We start from the raw sequence: 24,518 nt of genomic DNA, 5'->3' as shown, positions 1-24,518 counted from the left end.
CGAGCCCGGGGCACGCACGACGGAGGCGCGGTGCAGGTCGACCTGCACCGCGCCTCCGTCGTCCCTCCGGCTGTCAGCCCTCCCGACGTGCCCGTCGGCGCGACGCCCGCGTCACCAGCAGGCCCGTGCCCACGAGGGCGGCCGCGACCAGGGCGAGCACCCCGGCGACGTCCGAGCCCGTGAAGGCGAGGGGCCCGCGGTCGCCCGCGGTGCCGGCGGCCTGCCCGGGGGCGGTCCCGTCACCGGGAGCCGCCACGGGAGGCGCGGGCGTCGGGTCGGCGCCGGGTGCGCCCGGGTCGACGGGGGCGCCCGGCCCGGCGCCGGGGTCGCCCGGCTGGCCCGGGTCGACGACCGCGGTCGTGGAGAACGACACCGACGTGGCCTGCGCCACCGGCCGGCTCGCGACCGGCACCGTGAGGCGACGCGTGGCCTCGTCCCAGCTCCAGGCCTCGGCGGCGACGGGCGTGCCGTCGACCCGGACGACCGCGGGGCGCTCGGCGTCGGTGAAGACCGCCGTCAGGGAGCGGCCGGAGACCTGCCCGTCGAAGCTGCCGTCGACCGCGGCGACGTCGAGCACGCCGCCGTCGGCCTGCTCCGTGTACGTCACGGCCGTGCGGGCCGAGGCGGTGAGGTCGGCGCTGACGCCGTCGTCCTCGTAGAGCGAGAAGGCGCCGTCGCTGCCGGTCGCCGCCGTGAGCGTTAGCTCGGTCAGCGGGGTCGCGTCGTTCGCGACGTCGGTGCTCCGCGTCGCGACGACGCCGCCCGAGCGGACGAACACCGGCATGGCGTCGAGGCCGGTCGTGACGTCGGCGGTGGTGCCGCCGGCGTGCGTCTCGCCCGTGAACCAGTCCGTCCAGGTGCTGCCCTCGGGGAACCACACGCGGGTCGTGGCGGTCTCGCCGGGCGTCACCGCCGGGGCGACGAGCACGTCGGGGCCGAACAGGTACTCGCTGCCTGCCATGGCGTAGGCCTCCTGCTGCTCGGGGTACTGCACGTAGAGCGGCCGGACGACGGGCACGCCGGTGCGCGTGGCCTCCGCCGACAGCGTGTAGGTGAGCGGCATCAGCGCCTCGCGTAGGTTCAAGAACGACGTCGCGGAGGCGTCGGCCGCCGCGCCGTACTGCCAGGGCAGCCGGTCGCTGTGGTTGCTGTGCAGGCGGTCGATCGGCTGGAACGTGCCGAACTGCACCCACCGCGCGTAGAGGTCGTCGGCGAGCTTCGTGCTCTCGGCCTCCGCTCCCGGGAAGGTGGTGCCGCCGGTGTGGCCGCCGATGTCGTGGCTGATCGCCGAGAGGCCGGTCGCCGCCGACTCGCCGGGGGTGTAGCCGACCTGGGCCTGCAGCATCTGCCACGTCGACGTGGTGTCGCCGGTGAAGTGCAGCGTCGTGCGCTTGTCGGCCCACGGGCCGGTGGGCACCGGCTGCGGGTTGCCGTAGCCGCCCGCGGTCAGGGCGCCGTACGCCCGCGAGAAGGCGAAGCCTCGGCCGATGCGGTCGGCCGTGCGCTGCGCGTACTGGTCGTTGATGAAGGCGTCGGGCGTGACGCCGGGCTGCGAGTAGCGCGACGCGTCGCTGCAGCACCAGTCGAGCCAGAACACGTCGACGCCCTGGTCGGCGATCTCGTCGTGCAGGTCGAAGTAGGCCTGCAACTGTGCCGGGTCCGACCAGTCGAACAGGAAGCGGTCCCCGTCGGGGATGAGGTTCCCCTGCGCCGTGGCCTGGGCCGCGGGCAGCTGCGGGTCGCCCTGCGTGATGCTCGGGTGCACGTTGAGCGTGTTGTGGACGCCCTGCTCCTCGAGCCCGGCGAGGAAGCCCGCCATGTCGGGGAACCTCGTCTCGTCGACCTCCCAGCCGTTCCACTTGTCGGGCGCCTTGTAGTCGGTGTCGACGGCGAGCACGTCGAGCGGCACGCCCTCCTCGGCGAAGCGGGGCACGATCGTGTCGGTGAAGTCGGACTGCGTGCGGTCGTAGTACTCGGAGTACCAGACGCCGTAGGCCCAGCGGGGCAGCAGCACCGAGGGGCCGGTGAGGGTGGCCAGGTCGCCGAGGGCCGTCTCGTGGGCGTCGCCCGCGGCGAAGAGGTAGCCGTCCTGCACGTCGGCGACTGGTCGCGGCGTGAGGGTCTCGGTGGCCTCGTCGTACTGCGCCGAGGCGCTGTCGTCGACGAGCGACCAGCCGTCCTGGTAGAGCAGGCCCGCGTTGGTGTCGACGGTGCCGTTCGCGGTGTCGAGGTCGCGACGGTAGCCGCCGAGCGCGGCGTGCGGGGCGAGCAGCGGCGCGGCGGCCGAGGCGACGGCGACGGTGTCGACGTTGAGCTGGCAGCTCGCGTCGTCGGGGCAGCCGACGGTCACGTCGTCCTCGCCCTCCGACAGGGTGACGGGCACGCTGACGGTCCGCCAGTGGTCCCAGCCGCTGGTGGGCTCGAGGGAGGCGGTGGTCACGGTGCCGGCACCGGTGCTGACCGAGACGGTGCGCGCGTCGGGCTGCGCGCTCGCGTAGCGGATCTGCAGCACGTGCTCGCCCGCGGGCACGCCCGTGACGTGCGCCGTGAACGACGCGCCGCGGCCGAGGCCGGCGGCGAACGCCTCGGCGGAGGCGCCGTCGTGGTCGTCGCCGACGCTCGCACCGCCGGCCAGGGCCGTCGTCTCGGCCTCGCACGGGGCACCGTACGCGCAGTCGACGGTCTCGACGGCGGCGGGCGCCTCGGCGGGGTACGCCGCGCCGGGCTCGACGACGGCGACGCCGTCGAGGTTGAGGTTGCCGGAGTCGCCGGAGGCGCGCTCGACGACGACGTCGTGCTCGCCCTCGGCGAGGTCGAGGGTCGCCCGGGCCAGCGCCCAGTCGTCCCAGCCCGCGGTCGGCGGCAGCGAGATCGTCTGCGCGGCGCCGCCGTCGACGCTGACGCTGAGGGTGCGCGTCGTGACCTGGCCGTCGCCGCCCTGCGAGTTCGCGTAGCGGAGGACGAGGTCGTGCGGGCCGGCCTGCTCGGCGGTCACCGAGAAGCTCGCGGCGTCGCCGACGCGCTCGAACCCGGCGACGAAGCCGTCGCCGGTCGCGCCGGTGTGGTTCGTGGCGGGGGCGAGCCCGACGAGGTCGAGGGTCTCGGCCTCGCAGCGGACGCCCACGACGCAGCGCGCGGGGTCGTCCTGCTGCCAGGGCGCGGCCACGACCTGCTGGCCCGAGCCCGTCGTGAGGCTGAGCTCCAGGTTGCCCTGGTCGAACGAGCCGGAGCCGATCTCGTACCGCACCCGCGCCTCCCCCGTGTCGATGGTCAGCCAGCCGTCGTCGCGCGTCGTGGTGAACGGCGTCGCCGCGAAGGAGTCGCGGCCGACGACGGTGAAGGTCGCGGCGTCGGTGAACGCGCCGCCCGGCGCGAACTCGGTGCGGATGAGGGTGGGCGACAGCACCTGGAAGCGGGCGTCGCCCTCGGTGACCGTCTGCGCCGCGGCCACCTCCCCGGCCGTCGGCGCCGCAGCGGCCGGGGCGACCGTGCCCAGGCCGGTGAGGGCGGCGAGGAGGCCCGCCGTCACGATCGAGGTGGCGGCGACCGTGCGGCGCCGGGGGGATGAGGGCATGCAGGACTCCGTCGTCCGAGGGGTGTGAGGGGAAGCGCGAGGTGATCGACAGTGATCCTGACAAGGTTGTCAGGTGCCTGTCAACGATCGATGCGCGTGAATGGGAGCCGTGACTGTCCGCGGAACGCAGTAGTTCACGTCGTTAACCATCTGGACCCCCATCGATGCGACGATGTGGCCGTGCCCGCGACGCCGGCACATGCCCGGTTCACGGCGGGCAGACACCGCAGGAACAGGCAGCGCCGCAGGGCTGCCGGAGACGAGAAGCTCATGAGCTTCCACACCGCCAGGAGCCCCTTCACCGAGGTCCGCGACCGCGACCGCCAGGTCACCCTCTTCGTCGTCGCCACGTCGGCCGTCGCCACGTGCGGCACCTTCGTCGCCGGGGTGCTATTCGTCCTCGGCCTCTCGTGACCACCGCCCTCGCGGCGCTCCGCCACGAGGAGCTGCTGCGTGCCGTGTCGGCTCGGCTGGTCGGCGCCGTCGAGCTGACGGCCGCCGAGCTCGAGGGCTACTGGGGCTGAAGGCTCCCGGGCGAGCGTCGCCCGCACGGGCTCAGGACGCGTGCCGCGCCGCCCACGCGACGAACGGGGCGGTCGCGTCGTCGGCCGTGCCGTGCTCGGCCGGCAGGGCCCTGTCGTCGATGCCCTTCGTGTACTCGTCGTAGAACGTCGCGAGCGACATGAGGCGGTTGCCGTCCTCGTAGTGCTCGCCCTCCTCCTCGCGCGACACCGCGTAGACGACGCGGTCGGGCTGCGCGTAGTAGAGCGCACCGAGGCACATCGGGCACGGGTAGGCGGTGACGTACGCGACGACGCCGCGCAGGTCGGTGATGCCCTGCTCGGCGGCCGCCCGGATCGCGCGGATCTCGGCGTGGGCGGTGGGGTCGCCGGTCTGGGCGACGTGGTTCACGGCCTCGACGACGACCTCGCCGTCACGGACGAGGAGGCACGCGAACGGCTTGCCGCCGGCCTCGACGTTCTCGAGGGCGCGCTGGACGCTGAGGGCGGTGAAGGTGTCGTCTCTGTCGGTCATCGGTCGAGACTGCTCCCTCCTTCCTCGGAGGTGGCCCCGGAGCGCACCGTGCCGGACCGGGCTGCTGCGGACGGGGTTGAGTGGCATCGTCAACGAGAGGACAGCCCCGTGAAGTACATCGTCTACGGCGAGAACCGAGTCATGACCGGCGACGCGATCGCGGAGGCGGTGCTCGCGTACGCGGCGGCCCTCGGCCAGAACGGCACGACGGACATCGTCGAGGTGCCCACCGCGGACGAGGACGGCGTGGCGGTGACGGCCGAGCTGCTGCTCGGCCCGGCGAGCCAGGTCATGGTCGAGGTCGCCCCCGAGGACGCCCTGCAGCCCGAAGACGACGCCCTCGTGGCCGAGCTCGTCCGGCGCACGGCGGCCGTCGGCGGGGCGCGGTTCGTCGACGCCGCCTCGGGCCACTCGCAGGACGAGGAGGACCGACGAGGCACTCCGGCGCCCGGCCCGAACGACCCCTTCCCGACGAGGTCGCGGCCCGCGGAGGGCTGAGCGACAGCTGGGGGGGTCGGCGACGAGGAGCCACTCGTCAAGTCCGCCCCGGCCCCCGCGCGTAGAACCGCCGTCGGTAGCTCGTCGGCGTGCTGCCGAACGCCTTCGCGAAGGCCTGCCGCAGCGTCACGGGGTCGCCGAACCCGCACGCCGCCGAGACCTGGTCGACGGTGAGGTCGGAGGTCTCGAGCAGCCGCCGGGCCTCGTCGAGCCGTCGCGAGCGGACCCATGCCGCCGGGGTGGTGCCGGTGGAGGCGCGGAACGCCCTCACGAAGGTGCGCCGGCTGAGGTGCGCCGCAGCCGCCAGCCGGTCGACCCCGAGGTCGGCCGTCAGGTCCGCCAGTGCCCACGCCGTCGCGACGGCGATCGGGTCGGCATCCGTGCGCGGGGCGACGGGCCGCTCGATGTACTGTGCCTGGCCGCCCTCGCGGTGCGGGGCGACGACGAGGCTGCGCGCCACCCTGTTCGCGGCCTCTGCGCCGAGTCGCGTGCGGACCACGTGGAGGCAGGCGTCGATGCCCGACGCGGTGCCGGCCGACGTCAGGACGTCGCCGTGGTCGAGGTACAGCACCGTCGGGTCGACGGTCACGCCCGGGTGCCGTGCGGCGAGCCCGTCCGCGGCGCGCCAGTGCGTCACGGCGCTGCGCCCGTCGAGCAGCCCGAGGTCGGCGACGGCGATCGCGCCGAGGCACAGGCCGGCGAGGGCGGCGCCGCGGGCGTGGGCGGCGAGCAGGGCGCGACGGAGCTCGGGCCCGAGCTCACGTCCGTCGTCCGTCCACGACGGCACGACGACGAGGTCGGCGTCGTCGATGGCCGCGAGCCCGGCGACCCTGCCGACCGTGTAGCCCTCCGCGGTGACGATCGAGCCCGGCCGGTCGGAGAAGAGCACCGTCGTCCAGTCGCCGAGCCCCAGGCGGGCGACCTCGTCGAACACCATCTGCGGCACCGAGAGGTGGAACATCGTGACGCCGTCGACGGCGTGGACGGCGATCTTGATGGCGTGACCTCCTTGGCCCGGAACCATCGTAACGGTGCACACGTGCCAGTCGTGGAGTCGCGGGCCGACAGCGAGGATCGTCACGACGCACCCGCGCCGCCCCGTCCAGCCCCATCCCGTCCCGTTGAGCCAGGAGGCACCATGACCACCCCCACCCGCGCCCTCGTCGTCGTCGACGTCCAGCAGGAGTACTTCGACGGTCCCCTCGAGATCCAGCACCCGCCCGTCGCCGACTCACTGGAGCGCATCGGGGCGGCGATCGACGCCGCCGCCGACGCCGGGACCTTGGTCGTCGTCGTGCAGCACACCGCCGGCGAGGGCGCTCCGGTGTTCGACCCCAACACGGACCGCTTCGCGCTGCACCCCGAGATCGAGCGGCGTCGGCGGGACGACTGGCACACCGTCACGAAGCAGTACAGCTCCGTGTTCGCGCACACGGACCTCCTGGGCGTCCTCCGCGACTCCTCGGTCGACACCGTCACCCTGGTCGGCTACATGACCAACAACTGCATCGTCGCGTCGGCCGCCGACGCCGAGGCGCACGGCGTGGCCGTGGAGGTCCTCTCCGACGCGACGGGGGCGATCAGCATCGCGAACGCCGCCGGCACCGTCGACGCCGAGACCGTGCACACGACCCTGATGGCGCTGCTGCACTCGAACTTCGCCGCCGTCGCGACGACGGACGCGTGGACGGCCGCCCTCGGTGCCGGCCAGCCGCTGGAGAAGAGCGACCTCGCGACGTCGGGCGCCGCGGGCGCGGAGGCCGCCGCGGCCCGCTGACGCCCGTCGGGTGGGGCGACGGATCGGACCACCGCCGCTCGAGCCCCGTGCGGACGCGCGCACGGCCTGCGTCTCGACCATCAGACCGGTCACGGCGCCGCCGGCCAGCTCCAGAAGTCGCCGCGCACGTCGAGACCGTGCCCCGAGTCCTCGATGTAGACGCTGATGCGGCGGGGGTCGAGGAAGGTGCCCGGGATGCTGTCGCCGAGCTCCGTCTCGAGCTCGGCCCTCAGCTGCTCCTGCATCACGTCGTCGGCCGGTTCGACGTCGAAGACGGTCCAGCAGCCGCCTGACCCGCACTCCTCCTTCGCTGATGTGACCACGGCCGTCACGGGGAAGCCCATCTGCGCCTCACTGGGCGCATCGCCCTCGGTCGCCCCCATCGCTTGCAGTGCGTAGCGCCCGAGGAGCAGGACGACGGCCGTCGCCGATCCCGCTCCTGCTCAGGGCTGTGGTGCTGCCGGCGGCGGTGGTGCCCGGCATCTCGGTCCTCTCCTTCGGTGCCCGGCCGAAGGCGATGCGGGGCACGGGGATCGAGCAGTGAGGGCGTCGTCGTGGTTCTCGGGGAGTCCTCGAGCCAGGCCCAGCCTGGGCTATGGTGTGCAGCACATGGTCATCCGGCAGCTCCTTCTTCGCCGCGACGGGTCCTAGCTAGGTAGGCGCCCCCGTCGCGGTGGACGTGCTGCCTGCGCACATCCCCTTCGCACGGAGCGCTCATGACCACCACCCCTCTGCCGTCTGACACATCCCAGATCTGGCGTCGCAACCTCCTCGTGTGCGCGCTCGGCTCGTTCACGACGATCATCGGCATGACCCTGATCCTGCCGATCCTGCCTCTCTACGTCCGAGACCTCGGCGTCGAGGACAGGGCAGCCGTGACCCTCTGGTCCGGCATCGCCTACGCCGCCACGTTCCTGACCGCGGCTCTCACAGCCCCACTCTGGGGCTATCTCGGTGACCGCTTCGGACGCAAGCCGATGCTGATCCGCGCAAGCCTCGGCATGGCGATCGCCATGTCGCTCATCGGACTCGCCCAAGACGTCACACAACTCGTGCTCCTGCGCCTGCTGGTCGGCCTCCTCGGCGGCTACGCCTCCGGATCGACCACACTGGTCGCCGCTCAGACCCCCAGAGACCGCTCCGCGTGGGCGTTGGGCACCCTCTCCTCCGCCATCATGGCCGGCACCATCGCAGGCCCTCTTATCGGCGGAACCCTCGCACAGACGATCGGCGTTCAGGGAGCGTTCCTCGCGACCGGCGGTCTGATCTTCCTCGCCTTCCTCGGAACGACCCTGTTCCTGAAAGAGGCGCCCAGGCTCGATCGCGGAACGGAGAAGTCCAAGCCGTCGAGCTCGTGGGCCGCCGTCCCCTACAAGCTGCCGGTCATCGCTCTGCTCAGCCTCTCGACCCTGCTGATGTTCGCGACCATCTCAGTCGAACCGATCATCGCCGAGCACGTCCGCTCCCTCACCGGTTCAGCCGACGACACCGCCCTCTACGCCGCAGTCGTGTTCTCCATCACCGCGTTCGGCACGATCCTCTCCGGTCCCAACCTCGGCAAACTCGCTGACCGGATAGGCCACATGCAGGTCCTCACCCTGAGCCTGATCGCCGCGACGCTCTTCCTCGCCGCGCAAGCGGTCGTCGATGACCTGATCGCCTTCGCGATCCTGCGATTCCTCACCGGGATCGCCCTCGGCGGCATCACCCCCACAGTCGTCGCGACGATCCGCCGACTCCTCCCCGACACGAGCGTCGGACTGGTGCTGGGCTACAACGTCTCGGCCCAGTACATCGGCCAATTCGCCGGCCCCGTCCTCGCCGGATGGCTCGGAGGCATCGCAGGCACCCACTCAGTCTTCATCGCCACCGCGATCATCACAGCCCTCGGGCTCATCAGCGCCACAGCCATCCGGCGACACTTCCGACACCAACTCGCCGCGCGGGAGGCCTGAACGCGTGAGGTGCTCAGGTCACTGAGGGCGCGAAGCGAGGGTCACGACGTCGAGCCCTCCTCTCCTGCGTCACTAAGCTGGAGTTGAGCGATCGGCGTTTTTGCCAGTCGCTCAGGGGCCCGGGACTCGCATGCCCGTGATCGGGGAGGAGATCGTCGTGGTGTCCGGTCGGCCAGGCCTCAAACAAGTCGCCGCGGTGGCAGGCGTTTCGCACATGACCGTCTCGCGCGTCCTGAGCGGCCACCCGAACATCAGGGACTCCACTCGCGAGAAGGTGCTCAAGGCAGTCGACGAGCTCAACTACCGACCCAACGTCGCGGCTCGATCGCTCGTCACGCAGCGCACGGAGCGCATCGGCGTGCTGGTCGAGAGCGGAGACGCCTTCGGTCCTTCGAGCACCCTGCGTGCCATCGAGCGGGCCGCGCGGTCGAGGGGCTATTCAGTGACGTCCGTCGCACTGCGAGACGAACGGGACATGACTCCGGTCGACGCCGTCGAGCACTTGACGGGGCTGGGCATCGACGCCCTGTGCATCATCGCGCCGCGCTCCTCGTCCGTGGCGACCCTCCGCACCATCGAGATCGGGGTCCCGACACTGGTGGTGAAGTCCGAGGACGACCCGACCTTCCTCACGGTCTCGGTCGATCAACAAGCGGGCACAGCGGAGGCGGTCGACCACCTCGCGTCGCTGGGGCATCGTGACGTCCTGCACCTCTCCGGCCCTCTGGACTGGCTCGACGCTCGATCTCGTGAACGTGCTTTCCACGCGCGCGCCAAGTCCTGGGGGATGCGAGAACGCCCCATAGTCGTCGGCGACTGGACGCCCGACTCCGGCTACGAGTTCGCCGCGAGCCTGACCTCGGTCCCGGAGTTCACCGCGATGGTCGTCGCCAACGACGACATGGCCCTCGGCGTGATCCACGGTCTCGCCGAACGGGGGATCCGTGTTCCGCAGGACGTCAGCGTCATCGGCTTCGACGATCTGCCCAGCGCTCGCCACATGCTGCCTCCGCTGACGACGGTGCGGCAGGATTTCGACAAGCTGGGGACGACGGTCTCAGACGTGATCCACGCGCACGTGCACGGCCAGGAAATCCCCCGGCGCACACGCATCGCGACACAGCTGGTGGTTCGCGACTCCACTGCGCCGCCGCGCGCCTGATCATCGTGAGGTGATCCGTCGTCAGCTGTCGCGTATCATCGGCGACACCTCGGCACGGCAGCCCCGATGCCGTGCCGCACACGATCCGAGGGCGGCACGTGGATCTGCAGTCGACGGCGGCTCCTGGTTCTCCCCACCCGACGGTGGAGATGGTCGGGATCGACGTCGTCTTCACCTCGGGCCCGGCTCTCACCGGCGCACGTCTGTGTCTGGCCCCGGGAGAGATCCACGGGCTGATGGGGCAGAACGGCGCTGGCAAGTCGACGCTGATCAAGACCCTCACAGGCGTTCATCGTCCCGACGCCGGAACGGTCACGGTGGACGGCGTCGAGCGCCGCTTCTCGGGGCCGGCGGACGCACGATCGGCCGGCATCTCGGCGGTGTTCCAGGATGAGTGGCTCACGGACAACCTGAGCATCGGCGAGAACATGATGCTCGGGCACGAGGTCCGTGGCCGCTTCGGCATCTCCTGGTCGCGTACCCACCAGCGAGCAGCCGAGGTGCTGGGAGAGCTCGGAATGGGAGCCCTCGATCCGCGAGCATCCGTGCGCTCGCTGTCGCCGGCGCTCCGCCAGCTCGTCGCCATCGGTCGGGCGATGATCGACCGCCCCCGCGTCCTCGTGCTCGACGAACCGACCTCGAGTCTCCACCTCGACGACGTCGTCCGGCTCTTCGCAGTCCTGAGACGCCTGCGCGACAGCGGTGTGGCGATACTGTTCGTCTCGCACTTCCTGGAACAGGTCTTGGCCCTGAGCGACCGGATCACCGTGCTGCGCGACGGCAGCACGGTCGGCGAATACCCCGCGCACTCCATGGACCGGGCCGAGCTGATCGCCTCGATGCTCGGCGAGGACATCGAGGCGCTACGGCGGATCGGCGCAGACCGCCGCCAGCATCGCCGGCAGCCCGTCGGCCCGCCGATGTACCAGGCCCTCGGCCTCGGCCGTCGAGGAGCGGTCGCACCGACCGACTTGGAGCTGCATCGTGGCGAGATCGTCGGCTTCGCCGGGCTGCGAGGCTCCGGTCGCACGGAGATGGCCTCCCTGCTCAGCGGCGCCGATCGCTTCGATCGCGGACGCGTCCTGATCGACGGTGAGCCCACGCAAGTTGCCGAACCCCGCTCGGGCATGCGGAATCGGATCGCGCACGCGAGCGAGAACCGCCACGAGGACGGCATCATCGGCGAGCTGTCGGTCCGCGAGAACATCGTGCTCGGCATCCAGGCGCTTCGCGGTTGGTCTCGACCCCTCTCGGCCGCCGAGACCGACGGCCTCGTCCGTGCCTACGTCGACTCGCTCGACATATCGCCGGCGGATCCCGACCTCCTGGCCAAGTACCTCTCCGGCGGCAACCAGCAGAAGGTCGTGCTGGCACGGTGCCTGGCGACCATGCCTCGGCTCCTCGTGCTCGACGAGCCGACCAAGGGGATCGACGTGGCCTCGAAAGTCGACATCCAGGCCCATGTCGTGAAGCTCGCGACGGACGGCGTCGCCATCGTCTACATCTCGTCCGACCTCGACGAAGTCGTTCGCCTCAGCGATCGCATCGTCGTGTTCAAGGACCGCGAGAAGATCGGCGAGGTCAGCAACGGCCCGTGGCTGACGGTCGACACGATCGTCGAGATGATCGCAGCCGACCGCTGAGGGGGAAGCGACGGGCAGACCGAGTGGGCCAGTTCGCTCGCGCTGACCCCCGTTTGGGTGTTACCGTGAACATCACTGACAGCCTCAGCCCTCCTCAGCAATGACGCCGAACTAGGAGCACGTGTGATGAAGCCCTTCCTGCGACCGCTCGTCCTCGCGACGACCGTGGCCCTCATGGCTCCCGTGTTGGCGACGTCGTCAGCGTCCGCCGCTACAGCCCAGGGTGACGCCCCGGCAGATGCTGTCGGTGCATCGGGTGAGATCCTTCGATATGCCTTCGACGCCGATGCCGGCACATCTGTCCTCGACAGCTCTGGACATGGTCGGGACGGGGAGCTCGTCGCAGGCGGTACGTGGAACGACGGTGCTCTGCAGCTCGACGGCGTCGACGACTTCGTCAGGCTCCCGGACGACCTGCTCGCCGATGTCACCGACATCACTGTCGAGGCCGACGTCTGGATCGACCCCGCCCAGGCTTCCCCCTACTTCCTCTACGGGCTGGGCAACACGACGGCCGGAGCAGGCGACGGATACCTCTTCACCTCCGGAGACGACTACCGCACCAGCCTGACCACCGGCAACTGGACCACGGAGCAGACGGTGTCGCAGAGTGCAGCAGTGCCGCGCGGCACCTGGGCGCACCTCACGTACACGCTCGCCGGAACGACCGCCACCCTCTACCTCGACGGGGTGGAGGTGGGCAGCTCGACCGTGACCATCGATCCGAAGGACATCGGAGCCGGCAGGACGACGGCCAACTACATCGGCCGTTCGAACTACGACGCTGACGATCGCTTCCGAGGCCAGATCCGAGAATTCGCGATCTACGACCGAGCACTGAGCCCGGCCGAGGTGCTCTCCGCCTCCGGGAACACGACGACCCTGTCCGACGTGACGATCGGCGGAGACGTCCTCAAGACCGCGCCGATCATCGACTCGGTCAACCGAGTCGTCACCTTGCCGGCGAAGCCCGGTGTCGCGCTGACCTCCCTCGCTCCCACCTACACGACCGCGGCCGGCGTCGTCGCCAGCCCCGCCTCCGGGACCGTGCGCGATCTGTCCACACCTCAGCGGGTGGTGCTGACGCCGCTCGACGGCAGTTCGACGACCACCTGGACGCTGAAGGCGATCTCGATGGGGAGCCCCTCCATCCCCGGGCTCTACGCCGACCCCAACATCGCCGCCTTCGGAGACACCTACTACGTCTACGCCACGACCGACGGCGTCCCCGGCTGGGGCGGCAACCAGTTCTGGGTGTGGTCGTCGAAGGACCTCGTGGACTGGACCCGCTCGGACCGACCGATCCTGACCCTCGACGGTGCGAACGGGAACGTCCCCTGGGCGGCCGGCAACGCCTGGGCACCGACGATCTCGGAGAAGAACGGCAAGTATTACTTCTACTTCTCCGGCCACAACGCCGCGCTGGACCGCAAGACGATCGGAGTCGCCGTCGGCGACAGCCCGACAGGCCCCTTCGCCGCGCAGCCGACGGCCATGATCACGAACGGCGAGGCCGTGAACTCCGGGCAGGCCATCGATCCAGCCGCGTTCACCGACCCGGCGACGGGCAAGAGCTACCTCTTCTGGGGCAACGGAGCTCCCGTCTACGCCGAACTCGCCGACGACATGCTCTCGATCAAGGTGGACACCATCAAGCGGAGTGACGGCCTGACCGACTTCCGTGAGGGCGCCTTCGTCAACGTGCGCAACGGGCTGTACCACCTGACGTACTCCATAGACGACACGGGGTCCGAGAACTACAGGGTCGGGTACGCCACCGCGACGAGCATCGACGGCCCCTGGACCTACCGAGGTGTGGTCCTCGAGAAGGATCCTGCCCTGGGCATCCTCGCCACGGGCCACAACTCGGTCATCAACGTGCCGGGCACCGACGACTGGTACATCGCCTACCACCGCTTCGCCTTCTCCGGCGGCGACGGCACGCACCGTGAGACGACGATCGACCGGGTCACGTTCTCTCCGACGACCGGCCTCATGGAGAAGGTGCGACCGACACTCGAGGGCGCCAGCGCTCAGGAGATCGCCGACGTGGCCGTGCCCGCGGTCACCGTCGCCGCCTCGAGCAGGACGCGCTGCGTACAGGGCAAGGTCTTCCTCTCGGTGGCCGTCACCAACCCGAACACCTTCGCGATCAAGGTCGTCATCACCTCGGCCTACGGCGTCAAGACGATCGACGAGATCGGTGCCGGGAAGAGCGCCACGCACGCGTTCACCACCCGCGACGCGAGCGTCGCCGGCGGACAGGTGAGCGTGACCGCCACGGCTTTCGTCTCGGGCGAGCCCGCGACGACCAGCGCTGTCGCCCCCTATCCCTCTGCTGGCTGCCGCTGACCCCTGTCCCCTGTCCCCTGTCCCACCCTCACCACCCCACCGCGTCGGCGATGCTGCCCACGCAGAACGGAGACACCCGAGATGAACACCCGCTCCCTCCTCGCCCGCGGAGCCGTCGGCCTGACCGGAGGCATGCTCCTCCTCGGCGTCGCCGGCACGGCGGCCGCCGCAGAACCTGAGATCGGCACCGACGACGTGGACGTCACCGTCCAGATCGCACCCCTCAGCGGAGGAGGCGCTCTGGCGATGTCCGTGGCGGGCACCTCGACCGCCCTGGCCGAGAACGGCTCGACCGGCGTGATCCGCCAGTTCACCGGGACCCTGCCCACCGTCACCGTGACCGACACCCGCGATCCCGCCGACATCCCCGCGGACGCTGGCTGGTACGTCCTGGGGACCGCGACCGACTTCGTCTCCTCGGACGGCCTGAGCACGATCGGCGCCGAGAACCTCGGCTGGGCTCCGAACCTCATCGACGGGGGCGATAGTGGCCTCGTCGCCGAGGGCGACGTCGTCGACACCGCCATCGATGGTGGGCCCGACGGTGTCGGCCTCGTCGACCAGGAGCTCCTCGCGATCACCGACGACTCCGCCGGCATAGCGAGCGAGGGGTCGTGGACCGCCGACGCGGCGCTCACCCTGAAGACGCCGACGACCGTCGACGCCGGCGACTACAGCTCCACGATCACGCTCTCCCTGTTCGAGTAACTTCCACGAGGCACGCCCTCGTCCCCCGTCAGCCGTGAGCGGCCGGGCACCTCGTGCCCGGCCGCTTCGTGCGTCCTACTCAAGATCAAGAGGTTTCCATGACCGGTCCACGCCGATCCTCGTCCGGCGGGCGCCGTCCGGCGACGCGCCTCCACGCGCTCTCCGGGTTCGTTCTCGTCGGTCTCGTCACCGGGGGGTTCGTCGCGGCGGCCGCTCCGGCCGCGTCAGCCGCGTCAGCCCCCCAAGGCGTGACGTGGGCGGTGAGCCCCGCCACGGACGGTGCTCCGGACGAGCGGTCCTGGGTCGAGCTCGACCTCGGCCCCGGTGCCACCGCCTCCGACGAAGCTGCCGTCCGCAATCTCAGCGACGAGACCGTGACGTTCCGCATCGACGCGGCAGACGGCTACTTCACGGACGCGGGCCGCTTCTCCATGCTCCCCTCGGACAGGCCGTCGACGGACGCCGGCACGTGGATCTCCGCTCCCGAGACGGTCACCGTCGAGCCCGGAGCGACGGGCATCGTCCCGTTCACGGTCTCGGTGCCCTCGGATGCCGAGCCCGGAGACCACGCAGCCGGCATAGCGGCGTCCCTGGTCTCGGTCGGCGCCGGCGCCGGAGGCGCGTCCGTCGGGGTCGAGAGCCGCATCGGCTTCCGCGTGATGACCAGGGTGACCGGCGACGTCGTTCCGGCTGTCGCCGTCGACGGCATGCGGGTCGACTACCAGATGTCGTGGAACCCCTTCGCCGCCGGGTCGCTGACCGTCGAGGCCGACATCGTCAACACCGGCAACGTCCGCCTCGTCCTCGACGGGACCGTCCGCGCACAGGGATCTTCCGCGCCGATCGTCGCCGACGACGCCGCGCGACAGGAACTGCTGCCGGGCGACCGCAGGGCGGTGTCGATCCCGCTCAGGAGCGTCTGGCCCCTCATCGTCGCGAGCGCCGAACTGCAGGTCGCCCCCACGGTGGTTTCACCGGACGGAGGGGAGGCCGTCGATCTGGAGCCGGTCACCGCTACGGCGACGGCGGCCGCAGTTCCGTGGTCACAACTGCTCGTGGTGCTCGGAACGGCACTCGTCCTCTCGGCTCTCCTCGCGGGTCGCTCACGCTCGCGCAGCCGTGTCGCCGCGCTCGTGCGGCAGGCCAAGGAGGAAGGCCGCCGGGAGGGCGCGCATCCCGGTCGTGCAGAGGGAGTGACCGCGAACGCGGACGATCGCTGAGCCGCTCGGCGCCTCGATGAACGCGAACGACGAAAGCCGCCCCTCGGGGCGGCTTTCGCGTGTGGCTCAGAGTCCGGGAGGGCTCAGGGGACGAGCCGGAAGGTGGCGTCTGCGTACTCGGAACTGGACAGCGGGTCGATCCGCAACGAGAAGTCCCTGTGCCGCAGGTACCTGGTGGGGTAGTTGTAGCTCTGGAACGAGGACCAGGAAGGGTCGGAGAGTCCCGCGACCTTCTTGAACGTCGCGTCAGCCGCGAAGCCGGCGCTGCCGTCGTTGGCGTTCAGGACGACCGAGAAGTTCGAGTGCCGAAGGTACTGTCCGGGGAAATTGACCGACTCGAAGGAGACAGCGCTCGGATCGGCCAGACCGGGAACGATCTTCCACTGCGAGTCCTGCTGGGGGTCGAAGGGGAACGCATCGATGCGCGCAGCCCCGCCTTGGTGGCGGACGTAGCGGTCGGGGAAGTTCGACGACTTGAGGCGGGTCGAGCTGCTCTGCCCGTACTTCGTGGTCAAGCCGTTGTACTCGGTCGACGTGATGGGTTGGATGCTGTTGTGCTTGGAGCCGATGGGCGCCGTGAAGTTCCGCTGGCTGAGCGGCGTCCACGAGCCAGTCGTGACGCTTCCCTGCCAGACGTTGAACTTGTTGTTGGGGCAGTAGTTGTCACCCCAGAGCCACCAGGAGTTGGGGTCTGACAGAGATCGAACGACGGTGGGCGCCTCGACGCAGCCACCCTGGTACAGGCCGGTCGTGTAGGGGGTGAACGAGCCCGGCGTGAGGGACGACGAGCGGGCGCCCATGAGGCCGGTCTGGTTGGGCGCAGGGGAACGGTAGTAGAGGTAGTTCACTCCGTTGATGTCGGTCTGCACGTCGGAGTCGATGACACCGCCCTGGCCGTTGTTGTCGAAGAACGTCACGGGCGCCGTCGTCGTGACGAAGTCGGATGTGTAGACGACGAGGATCGTGCCGAAGGGGCCGCCCGTAGGACTCGCGCTGAACGTGATGCCGTACTGCGCTCGTGCCGGGTCCCAGAAGATCGCAGGTGCCCACGTGAACGAGTTGGGGTTCGCGCTGTTGATGTTGAGCAGCCGGTCGCTCGACCAGTTGACCAGGTCGGGCGAGGTCCAGATGTGGATCGAGGGGTTGGCTGCCCCGAAGTTCTCGTTCTTGAGGTCCGTCGCCGTCATCACCCAGCTGCCGTCCTGCAGTCGGAAGAGGAACGGGTCGCGGATCCCCTTCGTGCCGAGCGTCGGGACGAGGATCGGGGCGTTGTCGTTGAGGGCCGTCCATTCGAGCGCGTCCTTGCTCACGGCGAGGTGCACGTTGTTGGAGTTGCCGGACCCGTTGGGGCTCTCTCTGAAGTACGCCATGACGTAGGCGCTGTTGGCTGTCGCTGCTTCAGCGGGGGCTGTCTGCGGCGACGCCACGATGAACGCGCCGATCAGGGCGGCGGATGCGGCGATGGTCCCGAGACGGCGCCGCCACGAGCTGCGGCCGGGGCCGGCGATGGAGTTCGATCTTGTTGACATGGTTCGCTTTCTAGGGTGGTTCAGTGGGGTCTATCGGGGGTGGGGACGTCTGACGTCGCCGTGGGGAATGTGCTGAGAATGCCTCCTTAGACGTGAGCGGGTGAGTCACGGCGGCGGCGTGCATCGCGCCGAGGCCGACTTCTAGGTGATCGTGAAGGCATTGCCGTTGATGACCAGGACGTCGTCGTCGGACCCGGAGCTCCCGTCGACGAGGTCCCTGTCGAGGTCTCCCCTCAGACGCGACAGACGACCGCCGATCGGCCCGCCTGCGCTCTCCCCGCTCATCCGCAGCTGCGCGACGCGTACGCCACGCTCTCCCGCGAGGTGCCCGTGGTGGACGTCGCGGTGATCGCGACCGATCCCGACGTGATGGACGCTGCCCGCGTCGTCGTGGCAGTCGCGCCCGACGCTCCCGGAGCGACTCCCTTCACGGTCTTCGACCCGAAGGAAGTCGCGGTGGCGACGTCGATGGCCGAGGTGCCCGTGTTCTTCACCACGGTGGTGATGACGACCTTGCCGCTGATGCACCGCGTCGTCACGACGGCGCTCACGGAGGGTCGCGACAGGACGGTCACCGTGGTCGTCACCGCACGGTTGGCGGGCGCCACCTCCTCGTCGCGCGTCACGTCGAGCACAGGGCGGCCGTCGGCGGCGTAGTGGATGCGGACGAGCCGCGTGTCCCTGCCGTCCCCCCCGACCCCGTTGCCCCACGTGTGGTACACGAACACGTCGTTGCCGTCCTCGTCGCGTGTGACGGACCCGTGGCCGGGTCCTTGCTCGTACGCGCGGTAGTCGACGACTCCGTCCGGCATGGGGACGCTCTTCAAGAGCGGAGCGTCGTACTTGGTCCAGCTGGCGATGTCGGTCAGGTCGCTGCCCTCCTTCGCCCAGGCACCGCCGACGATGTACTTCGGGCTGACGCCGCTGCTGGAGTAGACGAGCGTGATCTTGCCGTCACGCTGGATCGCGAACGCCCCTTCAGACAGATGGTCCTCGAACGAGAGCGACGGGACGATGATCGGTGTCGGCTCGCCGATGACGCGAGTCGGATCGCTCGGATCGACCTTCGCGATCCAGGTCGCGGGGTCGCTGGCGCCTCCGTCGACGTAGCGCTGCGACCAGGCGTAGTAGGCGGTCCCGCCGGACTCGAGATAGGTCATGTCCAGGCTGATGTTGCGCCCCGTGCCGGCTCGTCCGAGGGCGCTCGAGTCGCTCCTCAGGACTGCGCGGGGCGCCGACCAGTCAGCCGGGTCCGCAGGGTCTCCCCCGTCGCGCAGCTGCATGATGTGGGCCTGCACCGTGTACCACGCGGCGTCCTGGTTCGACTGGTCGTTCCCCGGGTTGAAGCACGGGGCGAACAGGATCGACAGCTTGCCGCCGATCTCGTGGATCTCGGGGGCCCAGTAGCAGCCCGCGATCACCTTCCCCTCGGCGGTGCGGTCCATCCGCGTCCTGCGGTTGAGCAGGTCGACCTCCCTGGCACGCCCGCCGTCGTCGTCGCTGAGCTGGTCGATGCTGTCGGCCACGCGGATGGGGAGGTGCTCGGAGGCGATGTTGTCGTTGCCCGTGTCGTCGGTAGCCGTGAAGAGGTACTGCGTCTTCCCGTCGCGCTCGTACCGGTAGATGGTCGGGTCGGCGCGGTTGTAGGCGAACGGCTCGTCGTACTGTCGCTGGCGGACGGTGCCCGAGAGGTCGTACGTCCCCGGGCCCTTCGTGCCGATGTCCGCGAGCTGCTGCGGGTCCCAGTCGACGCCGAGGCTGCCGGTCGAGCCGTCGGCGTACGACAGGCGGGCCTTCGCCTCCGTGAGGGCGGTCACGTCCCCTTGCTCGATCGTCTGTGGCGCGACGGACGATCCGGTGTTGACCGTGCGGCCGAAGGCCTTCGTCAGCGCGTCGGCGGTCGAGGCGGAGACAGCCAGCGCACCGCCCGGGACCGCGTCGGCGACACGCCCGGCGAATGCGGACAGGTCGGCGGTCGCCACGGTCGCGGGGCTCCCGCCGAGGACCGGTCCGCGGTTCCCGTCGGTCACGACGACGCTCCGGCGGCCGCCGTCCTTCGGCCAGAAGGCCTGCGTCCGGAGCTCCGTGCGGGCCAGATCCGTGACGGTCGTGTACTTCGCTGCTCCCGCTGCATCCGTCCACGAGACCAGGTAACGCTCCTGGTCGCTGTCGTAGACAGCGCGGGGCGAGGCGACGCCTCCGGTGGTGCCGAGATCGATGAGGCCGAGCTCGGTGAAGTCGGTCGCGGTGGCGTCGGTGGCCTTGAAGACCAGAGCGCTGGAGGTCTCGGTGCCGTCAGGTCCGCCTCCCTCGCGGACACGGGTGGCGAGCACGCCGACGGTCCCGTCGGCGAAGGTGAAGAGCGACGGAGCCGCGACGGCACGGTTGTCCACCTTGTCGGTCCCGACGAAGACGCCCTCGGCGAAGAGGACGCCCCCGTTGCCGGCGAGGGGTGCCGATGTGTCGACGGACGACCCGAGAGCCAGGTGCACGCTGCGGGCGACCGTGTCCTGGTTGGCCTTCAGCTCGCCGGTGGGCGTCCGCGTGTAGGCGACGACGGTCTTCCCTGAGGTGGCGCTGAGGACGGTGGTGCGGAAGGTCTTCGTCAGCGTGGTGCTGCCGACCGCCACGGAGGCGGTGAGCGAGATCGCCTGGTCGGATGCCGTGTCGTTGACGAGGCGTCCCCCTGACAGGCCGCTGCCGTCGGCGCTCCACGACACGGTGTACCCGGCGATCGTGGGCAACGTGGTGCCGGACGCGACGGTGGGGGGAACGACCAGGGCGGTGCGCAGGCGTCCTGTCGCGTCGGCCTCGGTGTCGGCCACGACGGTCACGGAGCGCGCGGTGCCGGTCGCGGCGGATCCCGCGAAGGTCGCGCTCGGCGTGAGGGTGACCACGGCGTTCGCTGTTCCGGGTGCCGGTCGGCGCACGGTCCCGTCGGCACCGATGACCGACGGGTCGCTGCTCGACCAGGTCAGGAGGGAGCCGCCCGCGCCGCGGGTCGGGAGGGCGATGTCGCCGGTGACGGGCTGGGTGACCGAGAACGTCGCCGCAGCGGCATCGGAGCCCGCGACGACGGAGGCGGCGGGAGCCGCGTCCTCACGCACCTGCTCCTGCGACAGGGCACTGGAGTACACGTGCACGTCGTCCATCGCGCCCGCGAAGAGGGGGTCAGGGCCGTAGAGCGACTTGCCCAGCAGTCCGGAGGCGGTCGAGGTGCCGACGGTCGCCGCGCCGGTCGCGGAGGTCGGGGTCGTCTGCGCGAGCCGACCGTCCACGTAGGTCGACACGCTGACTCCGCTGCGGAGCACGACGGCGACGTGGCTCCAACGGTCGGACGCCGCGGGGCCGGTGTCCGCTGCGCGCTGCTCAGAGCCGTCCTTCACCGCGCCGATGAGGTTCCCGCCGCACTGCGGGGTGGCGAAGAGGTACCGCTCGGTCGACTGCCCGAGGGCGTACGCCCAGCTGCAGCTCTGGCCGCCGTCCCATCGCAGCCAGGCTGACACGGTGAGGTCGGCGGTCGACGTCGAGGTCAGTCCAGGCGCGATCTCGGCGAATGCAGCAGAGCTCCCGGCGACGCCTCCGGGTAGACCGAGGGCGCGATCGTTCCCGCCTCGCGGACCCACGACCGTCGTGGCGCCGCTCCCGCGCACCGTGGCGGATCGGTTCCCGACCGAGTCGGTGAAGGCCGTCCCCGCGGTGACGGGGGCGCCCGCGGCGCTCGTCGAGGCGAAGTCGTAGGAGAGGATCGGGCCGGGTACGGCGGCCTGCGCGGGTGCGCCGCTGAGCGCAGCGCTCCCCGCCGTCAAGGTCGCGGCCACCATCAGGGCCGTAGTGCGTCGGAACAGCATCGTTCGTCAACTTCCGTGAGAGGTGCATCCGGGGAGCGCGGGCCGTTCGGTCCGCGCTCCCCGCTGGGCGGGAACCTCAGGCTCCCGAGTGCAGGAGATCCGAGAGAGCGGCTGCTCTCTCGGATCCCGTGCTAGCGGCAGACGATCGCCGCGTAGGGCGCCGTCACCGTCCGGGAACCGGACGCGGCCTTGGACGTGACGCTGAGCTCACCTGCCGCGATGGAGGCAGAGCGGCTGCTGAACGCCGCGGAGACGGTCTTCCCGGGGGCTACGCCTGTGAACGTCCTGCTCCCCCACGGCGAGGACATCGTCAGCCCGACGGTCGAGTCGCTGGCGTTGGTGCCGGTCCCCATCACCGTGACCTTGCCGGCGACGCAGCGGCTGGAGGCCGACGCCTGGACGGCCGGTCCAGGAGGCGCCGTCGCCGTGATCGTCGCGACCGCGGGGGTCGCTGCCGAGTTGGCGAGCTGTCCACGCACCTGGACGGTGTCGCCGGCCTTCTTCAGCGAGCTGAGGTCCGCGGTCTCCCAGGTCACGGCCACGGTCTCCCGGTGGCCGTCCTTGAAGGACGCCGCCACCGTCGCGGGGAGCGACACTGCGCTCGATCCGGCCTGCACCGTCCGTGCCACCGGGTCCACGGAGGTGACCAGGAGCGACGGGTTCCACTTGGCGGCGAGCGCGTCGCGCTCCTTGGCGGTGATCGAGACGACGGACCCGTGACGGGGCGAGGCCGGCAGCGAGAAGCTGCTGGGGATCGTCCACCGGATGTCGCCCTCGAGCGAGTCGGTGCCCAGCGGGATGTAGCCGCGTCCGCCGTAGTTGTCGGTCCAGAGGAAGTACTTGAACCCCGCCCGGTCGCCCTCGTTGGTCTTGAAGATCTCCGGACCCTCGACCTCGGGCGTTCCGGCGTCGCGCCCGATGCAGGTGTCGATGAGGCTCCACGCGCCGGAGGCCGTGGTGGCACGCAGGTCGGTGGACTTCTGTCCGATGATGTCGGGCGAGGGGCAGCCGGTGGTCTGGGTCGCCTTCGTGAAGCGGTAGTAGGTGTCGCCGTCCTTGAGCATCGTGGCGTCGATCAGCCCGTTGCCCTTGTTGAGCGAGGGAACGTCGGCGGCCTTGAACCACACCTCCGGAGTCGTGAAGTCACGGAAGTCGCGGGTGGTGGAGGTGAGGATCTGCGGTCCGTTGCCGTCCTCTACGTCCCGCGTGCTGTCCGTGAAGAGAGCCGAGGTCCAGTAGACGACGTAGGCGTCGATGGTGGGGTCGTAGGTGGCTTCCGGCGCCCAGGTCATGCCCGCGTTGGGCAGGTTGACCTCGACGTGGCGCTGCTGGCCCCAGTTGACGAGGTCGGTGGACTCCCAGATCTCGAGGTGGCGGCTGCCGCGGTTGGTCGATCCGCCGAAGCCGGTGGTGCCGACGGAGAGGTCGGTGGCCATCAGGAAGAACCTGTCGCCCTCCTTCGAGCGGAAGATGAACGGGTCGCGCAGACCCTTCGTGCCCAGGGTCGAGGTGAGGATCGGCTGCGCGTCGTTCAGGTTCTTCCACTGCAGCGAGTCGTTGCCGTCCGAGGTGGCGAAGCGGATCTTCTCGCCCTCGACGCTGTCACCGGTGAAGTAGGCGAACAAGTAGGCGTCGAGGTCGCTCGCGGCGACGGGGGCCGCGGCCAGCACGGTGCGCGTGAGCGTCCGCACGACGGGCGAGGCTCCCGGCACGGTCACCGTGGCGGTGAGGGTGACGGTCGTGTCGGCGGAGGGACGCGTGAGCGATCCCTTGGCGACCAGGTCGGGCGCCGTTCCCTTGTCGCCGGAGGTGATGACCGCCTCGTTCGACGAGGTCCAGCTGACGGCCGCGCCCGAGCTGCCGGGCCGCGAGGCCGTGGCTGCGACGTCAGCTCCGGTCGAGGGCAGGTCCAGGCTGCCGCGCACGGGGCCGGCGAGTGCGGGATCTGCGCTGATGGCGTCCGCCACGGCCCGGGCGAGCTCGGACTCGGCGGTCTCGCCCGCGGCGTAGGCGGGAACGGTGACGGTGATCGGACGGCCGACGGCGGAGATGCCGCCGTGGACGGCCGTGGGGGTCAACGTCACGGTCGCGTCCGGGTTGCCCGAGGCAGGTCGGGTCACGGCGCCGGTGGGGCTGACCGTGCCCGGGGCGCTCGACGCCCAGGTGACCACGGAGCCAGCGGCGCCGGACGTGGGGAGGGTGAGGTCGGAGGTGACGGCGGAGGTGTCCCCGAGCGAGACGGTGGCGTCCTGGTTCGCGAGCACGGCGTGCACGCTGGCAGCGCTCTGCTGCACCTGGCCTGCGGTCAGCGCGGAGGTCCAGACCTGCATGTCGTCGATGGCACCGGCCCAGTAGGCGTCCGCGCCGTAGAACGACTTGCCGAGGAAGCCCGAGAAGGTGGAGGTGCCGATCGCGGACGCGGCGGTGGAGGAGGTGTTGCCCTGGCCCACGAGAGCGCCGTCGAAGTAGGTCGAGACGGACTGGCCGCCCTTGACCACGACCGCCATGTGCACCCAGCGGTCCGCGGCGACGGCAGTGTTCCCTGCGCCCCTCACCTCGGAGCCGTTCTTGACCGCGCCGAAGCCGGCCGGACCGCACTTGGTGGTCGCGAGGACGTGGGAGTCGACACTGGAGCCGAGGGTGAAGGGCCAGGTGCAGTCCGGAGCGCCGCTCCAGCGCAGCCAGGCGGACATGGTGACGTCCTGGGCGCCGGCCGGGATGAGGCCGGGCGCGATCCGGACGTGCGGGGCAGCGGACGTGCTCGACCCGCCCGGGAGCGAGAGCGCGCGGTCGCCGGAGGCGCCGGAGGCACCGGCGACGCTCGTCGCGCCGGCGTTGACCAGCGTCCCGGGGTGGTTGCCCACCGCTGCGTCCGCGATGACGGCACCGTTGGCGAGGGTCGAGCCGATGGCGTCGAAGGAGTACTGCAAGACGGGCGCCGGGACGCTCTCCGCCGCTCCGGCGACCCCGATCGGGGCCAGTGCTCCGCTCAGCGACACGGCGGCGAGCGTCAGCGCGAGGCCTGCGCGAGGAAGGCGTGAGCGCCTGGTGCGCTCGTGCGGGAGAGATCGTGACATGAGGAGTCCTTCGCATGGTGGGGCGGGCGGGGAGGGAATGCCAGGTGGCCGTCTGCTTCTCGCGCAGGGCGAGCAGGAGCGGAGCGGCGGTGGGGAGGGCGCGGCGGCCAGCGATGCAGGACGGTGAGGAAGCGCGC

The 24,518-nt window shown here is 70.7% G+C and carries 16 protein-coding genes; 9 read left to right on the top strand and 7 right to left on the bottom strand.

Features of this window, described 5'->3' with window-relative positions:
* Nucleotides 1-73: 73 nt before the first annotated feature.
* On the bottom strand, nucleotides 74-3,574 hold the full coding sequence (locus tag IFT72_RS12560; RefSeq protein ID WP_192046642.1) for a TIM-barrel domain-containing protein: 3,501 nt from the start codon (nucleotides 3,572-3,574) through the stop codon (nucleotides 74-76).
* Between the two features lie 270 nt (nucleotides 3,575-3,844).
* On the opposite strand from IFT72_RS12560, the gene IFT72_RS12555 reads away from it, so the two are divergent.
* On the top strand, nucleotides 3,845-3,988 hold the full coding sequence (locus IFT72_RS12555; RefSeq protein ID WP_156369870.1) for a hypothetical protein: 144 nt from the start codon (nucleotides 3,845-3,847) through the stop codon (nucleotides 3,986-3,988).
* Between the two features lie 141 nt (nucleotides 3,989-4,129).
* Here the strand turns inward: IFT72_RS12555 and IFT72_RS12550 are convergent, their stop codons facing one another.
* On the bottom strand, nucleotides 4,130-4,609 hold the full coding sequence (locus IFT72_RS12550; RefSeq protein WP_192046641.1) for a nucleoside deaminase: 480 nt from the start codon (nucleotides 4,607-4,609) through the stop codon (nucleotides 4,130-4,132).
* Between the two features lie 108 nt (nucleotides 4,610-4,717).
* On the opposite strand from IFT72_RS12550, the gene IFT72_RS12545 reads away from it, so the two are divergent.
* Entirely contained in the window at nucleotides 4,718-5,107 is a 390-nt protein-coding gene (locus IFT72_RS12545; protein WP_185231317.1) for a hypothetical protein, read from the top strand.
* A 37-nt stretch (nucleotides 5,108-5,144) separates the two neighbouring features.
* Here the strand turns inward: IFT72_RS12545 and IFT72_RS12540 are convergent, their stop codons facing one another.
* Complete coding sequence (locus IFT72_RS12540) at nucleotides 5,145-6,131, bottom strand: GlxA family transcriptional regulator (RefSeq protein WP_197981492.1); 987 nt, start codon at nucleotides 6,129-6,131, stop codon at nucleotides 5,145-5,147.
* A gap of 114 nt (nucleotides 6,132-6,245) precedes the next feature.
* Between IFT72_RS12540 and IFT72_RS12535 the strand changes: the two genes are divergently transcribed.
* A complete protein-coding gene (locus IFT72_RS12535) occupies nucleotides 6,246-6,884 on the top strand; it encodes an isochorismatase family protein (RefSeq protein WP_056052202.1) in 639 nt (212 codons plus the stop codon).
* A gap of 89 nt (nucleotides 6,885-6,973) precedes the next feature.
* Here the strand turns inward: IFT72_RS12535 and IFT72_RS12530 are convergent, their stop codons facing one another.
* Nucleotides 6,974-7,267, bottom strand: a complete 294-nt coding sequence (locus IFT72_RS12530) for a hypothetical protein (protein ID WP_192046640.1) — start codon at nucleotides 7,265-7,267, stop codon at nucleotides 6,974-6,976.
* A 333-nt stretch (nucleotides 7,268-7,600) separates the two neighbouring features.
* Between IFT72_RS12530 and IFT72_RS12525 the strand changes: the two genes are divergently transcribed.
* The 6 genes from IFT72_RS12525 to IFT72_RS12500 all read left to right on the top strand — a co-directional run bounded on the left by IFT72_RS12525 (nucleotide 7,601) and on the right by IFT72_RS12500 (nucleotide 15,924).
* Nucleotides 7,601-8,839, top strand: a complete 1,239-nt coding sequence (locus IFT72_RS12525) for an MFS transporter (protein WP_192046639.1) — start codon at nucleotides 7,601-7,603, stop codon at nucleotides 8,837-8,839.
* A 136-nt stretch (nucleotides 8,840-8,975) separates the two neighbouring features.
* Nucleotides 8,976-10,001, top strand: coding sequence for a LacI family DNA-binding transcriptional regulator (locus IFT72_RS12520; RefSeq protein ID WP_371741291.1), 1,026 nt, complete (start codon nucleotides 8,976-8,978; stop codon nucleotides 9,999-10,001).
* Nucleotides 10,002-10,099: 98 nt separating this feature from the next.
* Entirely contained in the window at nucleotides 10,100-11,644 is a 1,545-nt protein-coding gene (locus IFT72_RS12515; protein WP_371741290.1) for a sugar ABC transporter ATP-binding protein, read from the top strand.
* A 126-nt stretch (nucleotides 11,645-11,770) separates the two neighbouring features.
* A complete protein-coding gene (locus tag IFT72_RS12510) occupies nucleotides 11,771-13,996 on the top strand; it encodes a family 43 glycosylhydrolase (protein ID WP_192046637.1) in 2,226 nt (741 codons plus the stop codon).
* An 81-nt stretch (nucleotides 13,997-14,077) separates the two neighbouring features.
* The gene (locus IFT72_RS12505) at nucleotides 14,078-14,704 is read left to right on the top strand and encodes a hypothetical protein (RefSeq protein ID WP_056052186.1); all 627 of its coding nucleotides are present in this window, start codon (nucleotides 14,078-14,080) and stop codon (nucleotides 14,702-14,704) included.
* A 260-nt stretch (nucleotides 14,705-14,964) separates the two neighbouring features.
* A complete protein-coding gene (locus tag IFT72_RS12500) occupies nucleotides 14,965-15,924 on the top strand; it encodes a WxL protein peptidoglycan domain-containing protein (protein ID WP_056052183.1) in 960 nt (319 codons plus the stop codon).
* A gap of 83 nt (nucleotides 15,925-16,007) precedes the next feature.
* Here IFT72_RS12500 and IFT72_RS12495 read toward each other — a convergent pair whose 3' ends face one another.
* From IFT72_RS12495 to IFT72_RS12485, 3 genes are all read right to left on the bottom strand, one after another.
* Entirely contained in the window at nucleotides 16,008-17,453 is a 1,446-nt protein-coding gene (locus IFT72_RS12495) for a glycoside hydrolase family 43 protein (protein ID WP_192046636.1), read from the bottom strand.
* Nucleotides 17,454-17,734: 281 nt separating this feature from the next.
* Nucleotides 17,735-21,304: a family 43 glycosylhydrolase gene (locus IFT72_RS12490; protein WP_192046635.1), complete on the bottom strand. Its 3,570-nt coding sequence runs from the start codon at nucleotides 21,302-21,304 to the stop codon at nucleotides 17,735-17,737.
* Between the two features lie 131 nt (nucleotides 21,305-21,435).
* Nucleotides 21,436-24,381, bottom strand: a complete 2,946-nt coding sequence (locus IFT72_RS12485) for an immunoglobulin-like domain-containing protein (protein WP_192046634.1) — start codon at nucleotides 24,379-24,381, stop codon at nucleotides 21,436-21,438.
* Between the last annotated feature and the right edge of the window lie 137 nt (nucleotides 24,382-24,518).

This window comes from Frigoribacterium sp. CFBP 8754, assembly GCF_014841815.1.
In the GTDB taxonomy this organism is placed as follows: Bacteria; Actinomycetota; Actinomycetes; order Actinomycetales; family Microbacteriaceae; genus Frigoribacterium; species Frigoribacterium endophyticum.
The sequence above is the reverse complement of the archived record's forward strand: the minus strand, read 5'-3'. Positions and strand labels throughout refer to the sequence as shown.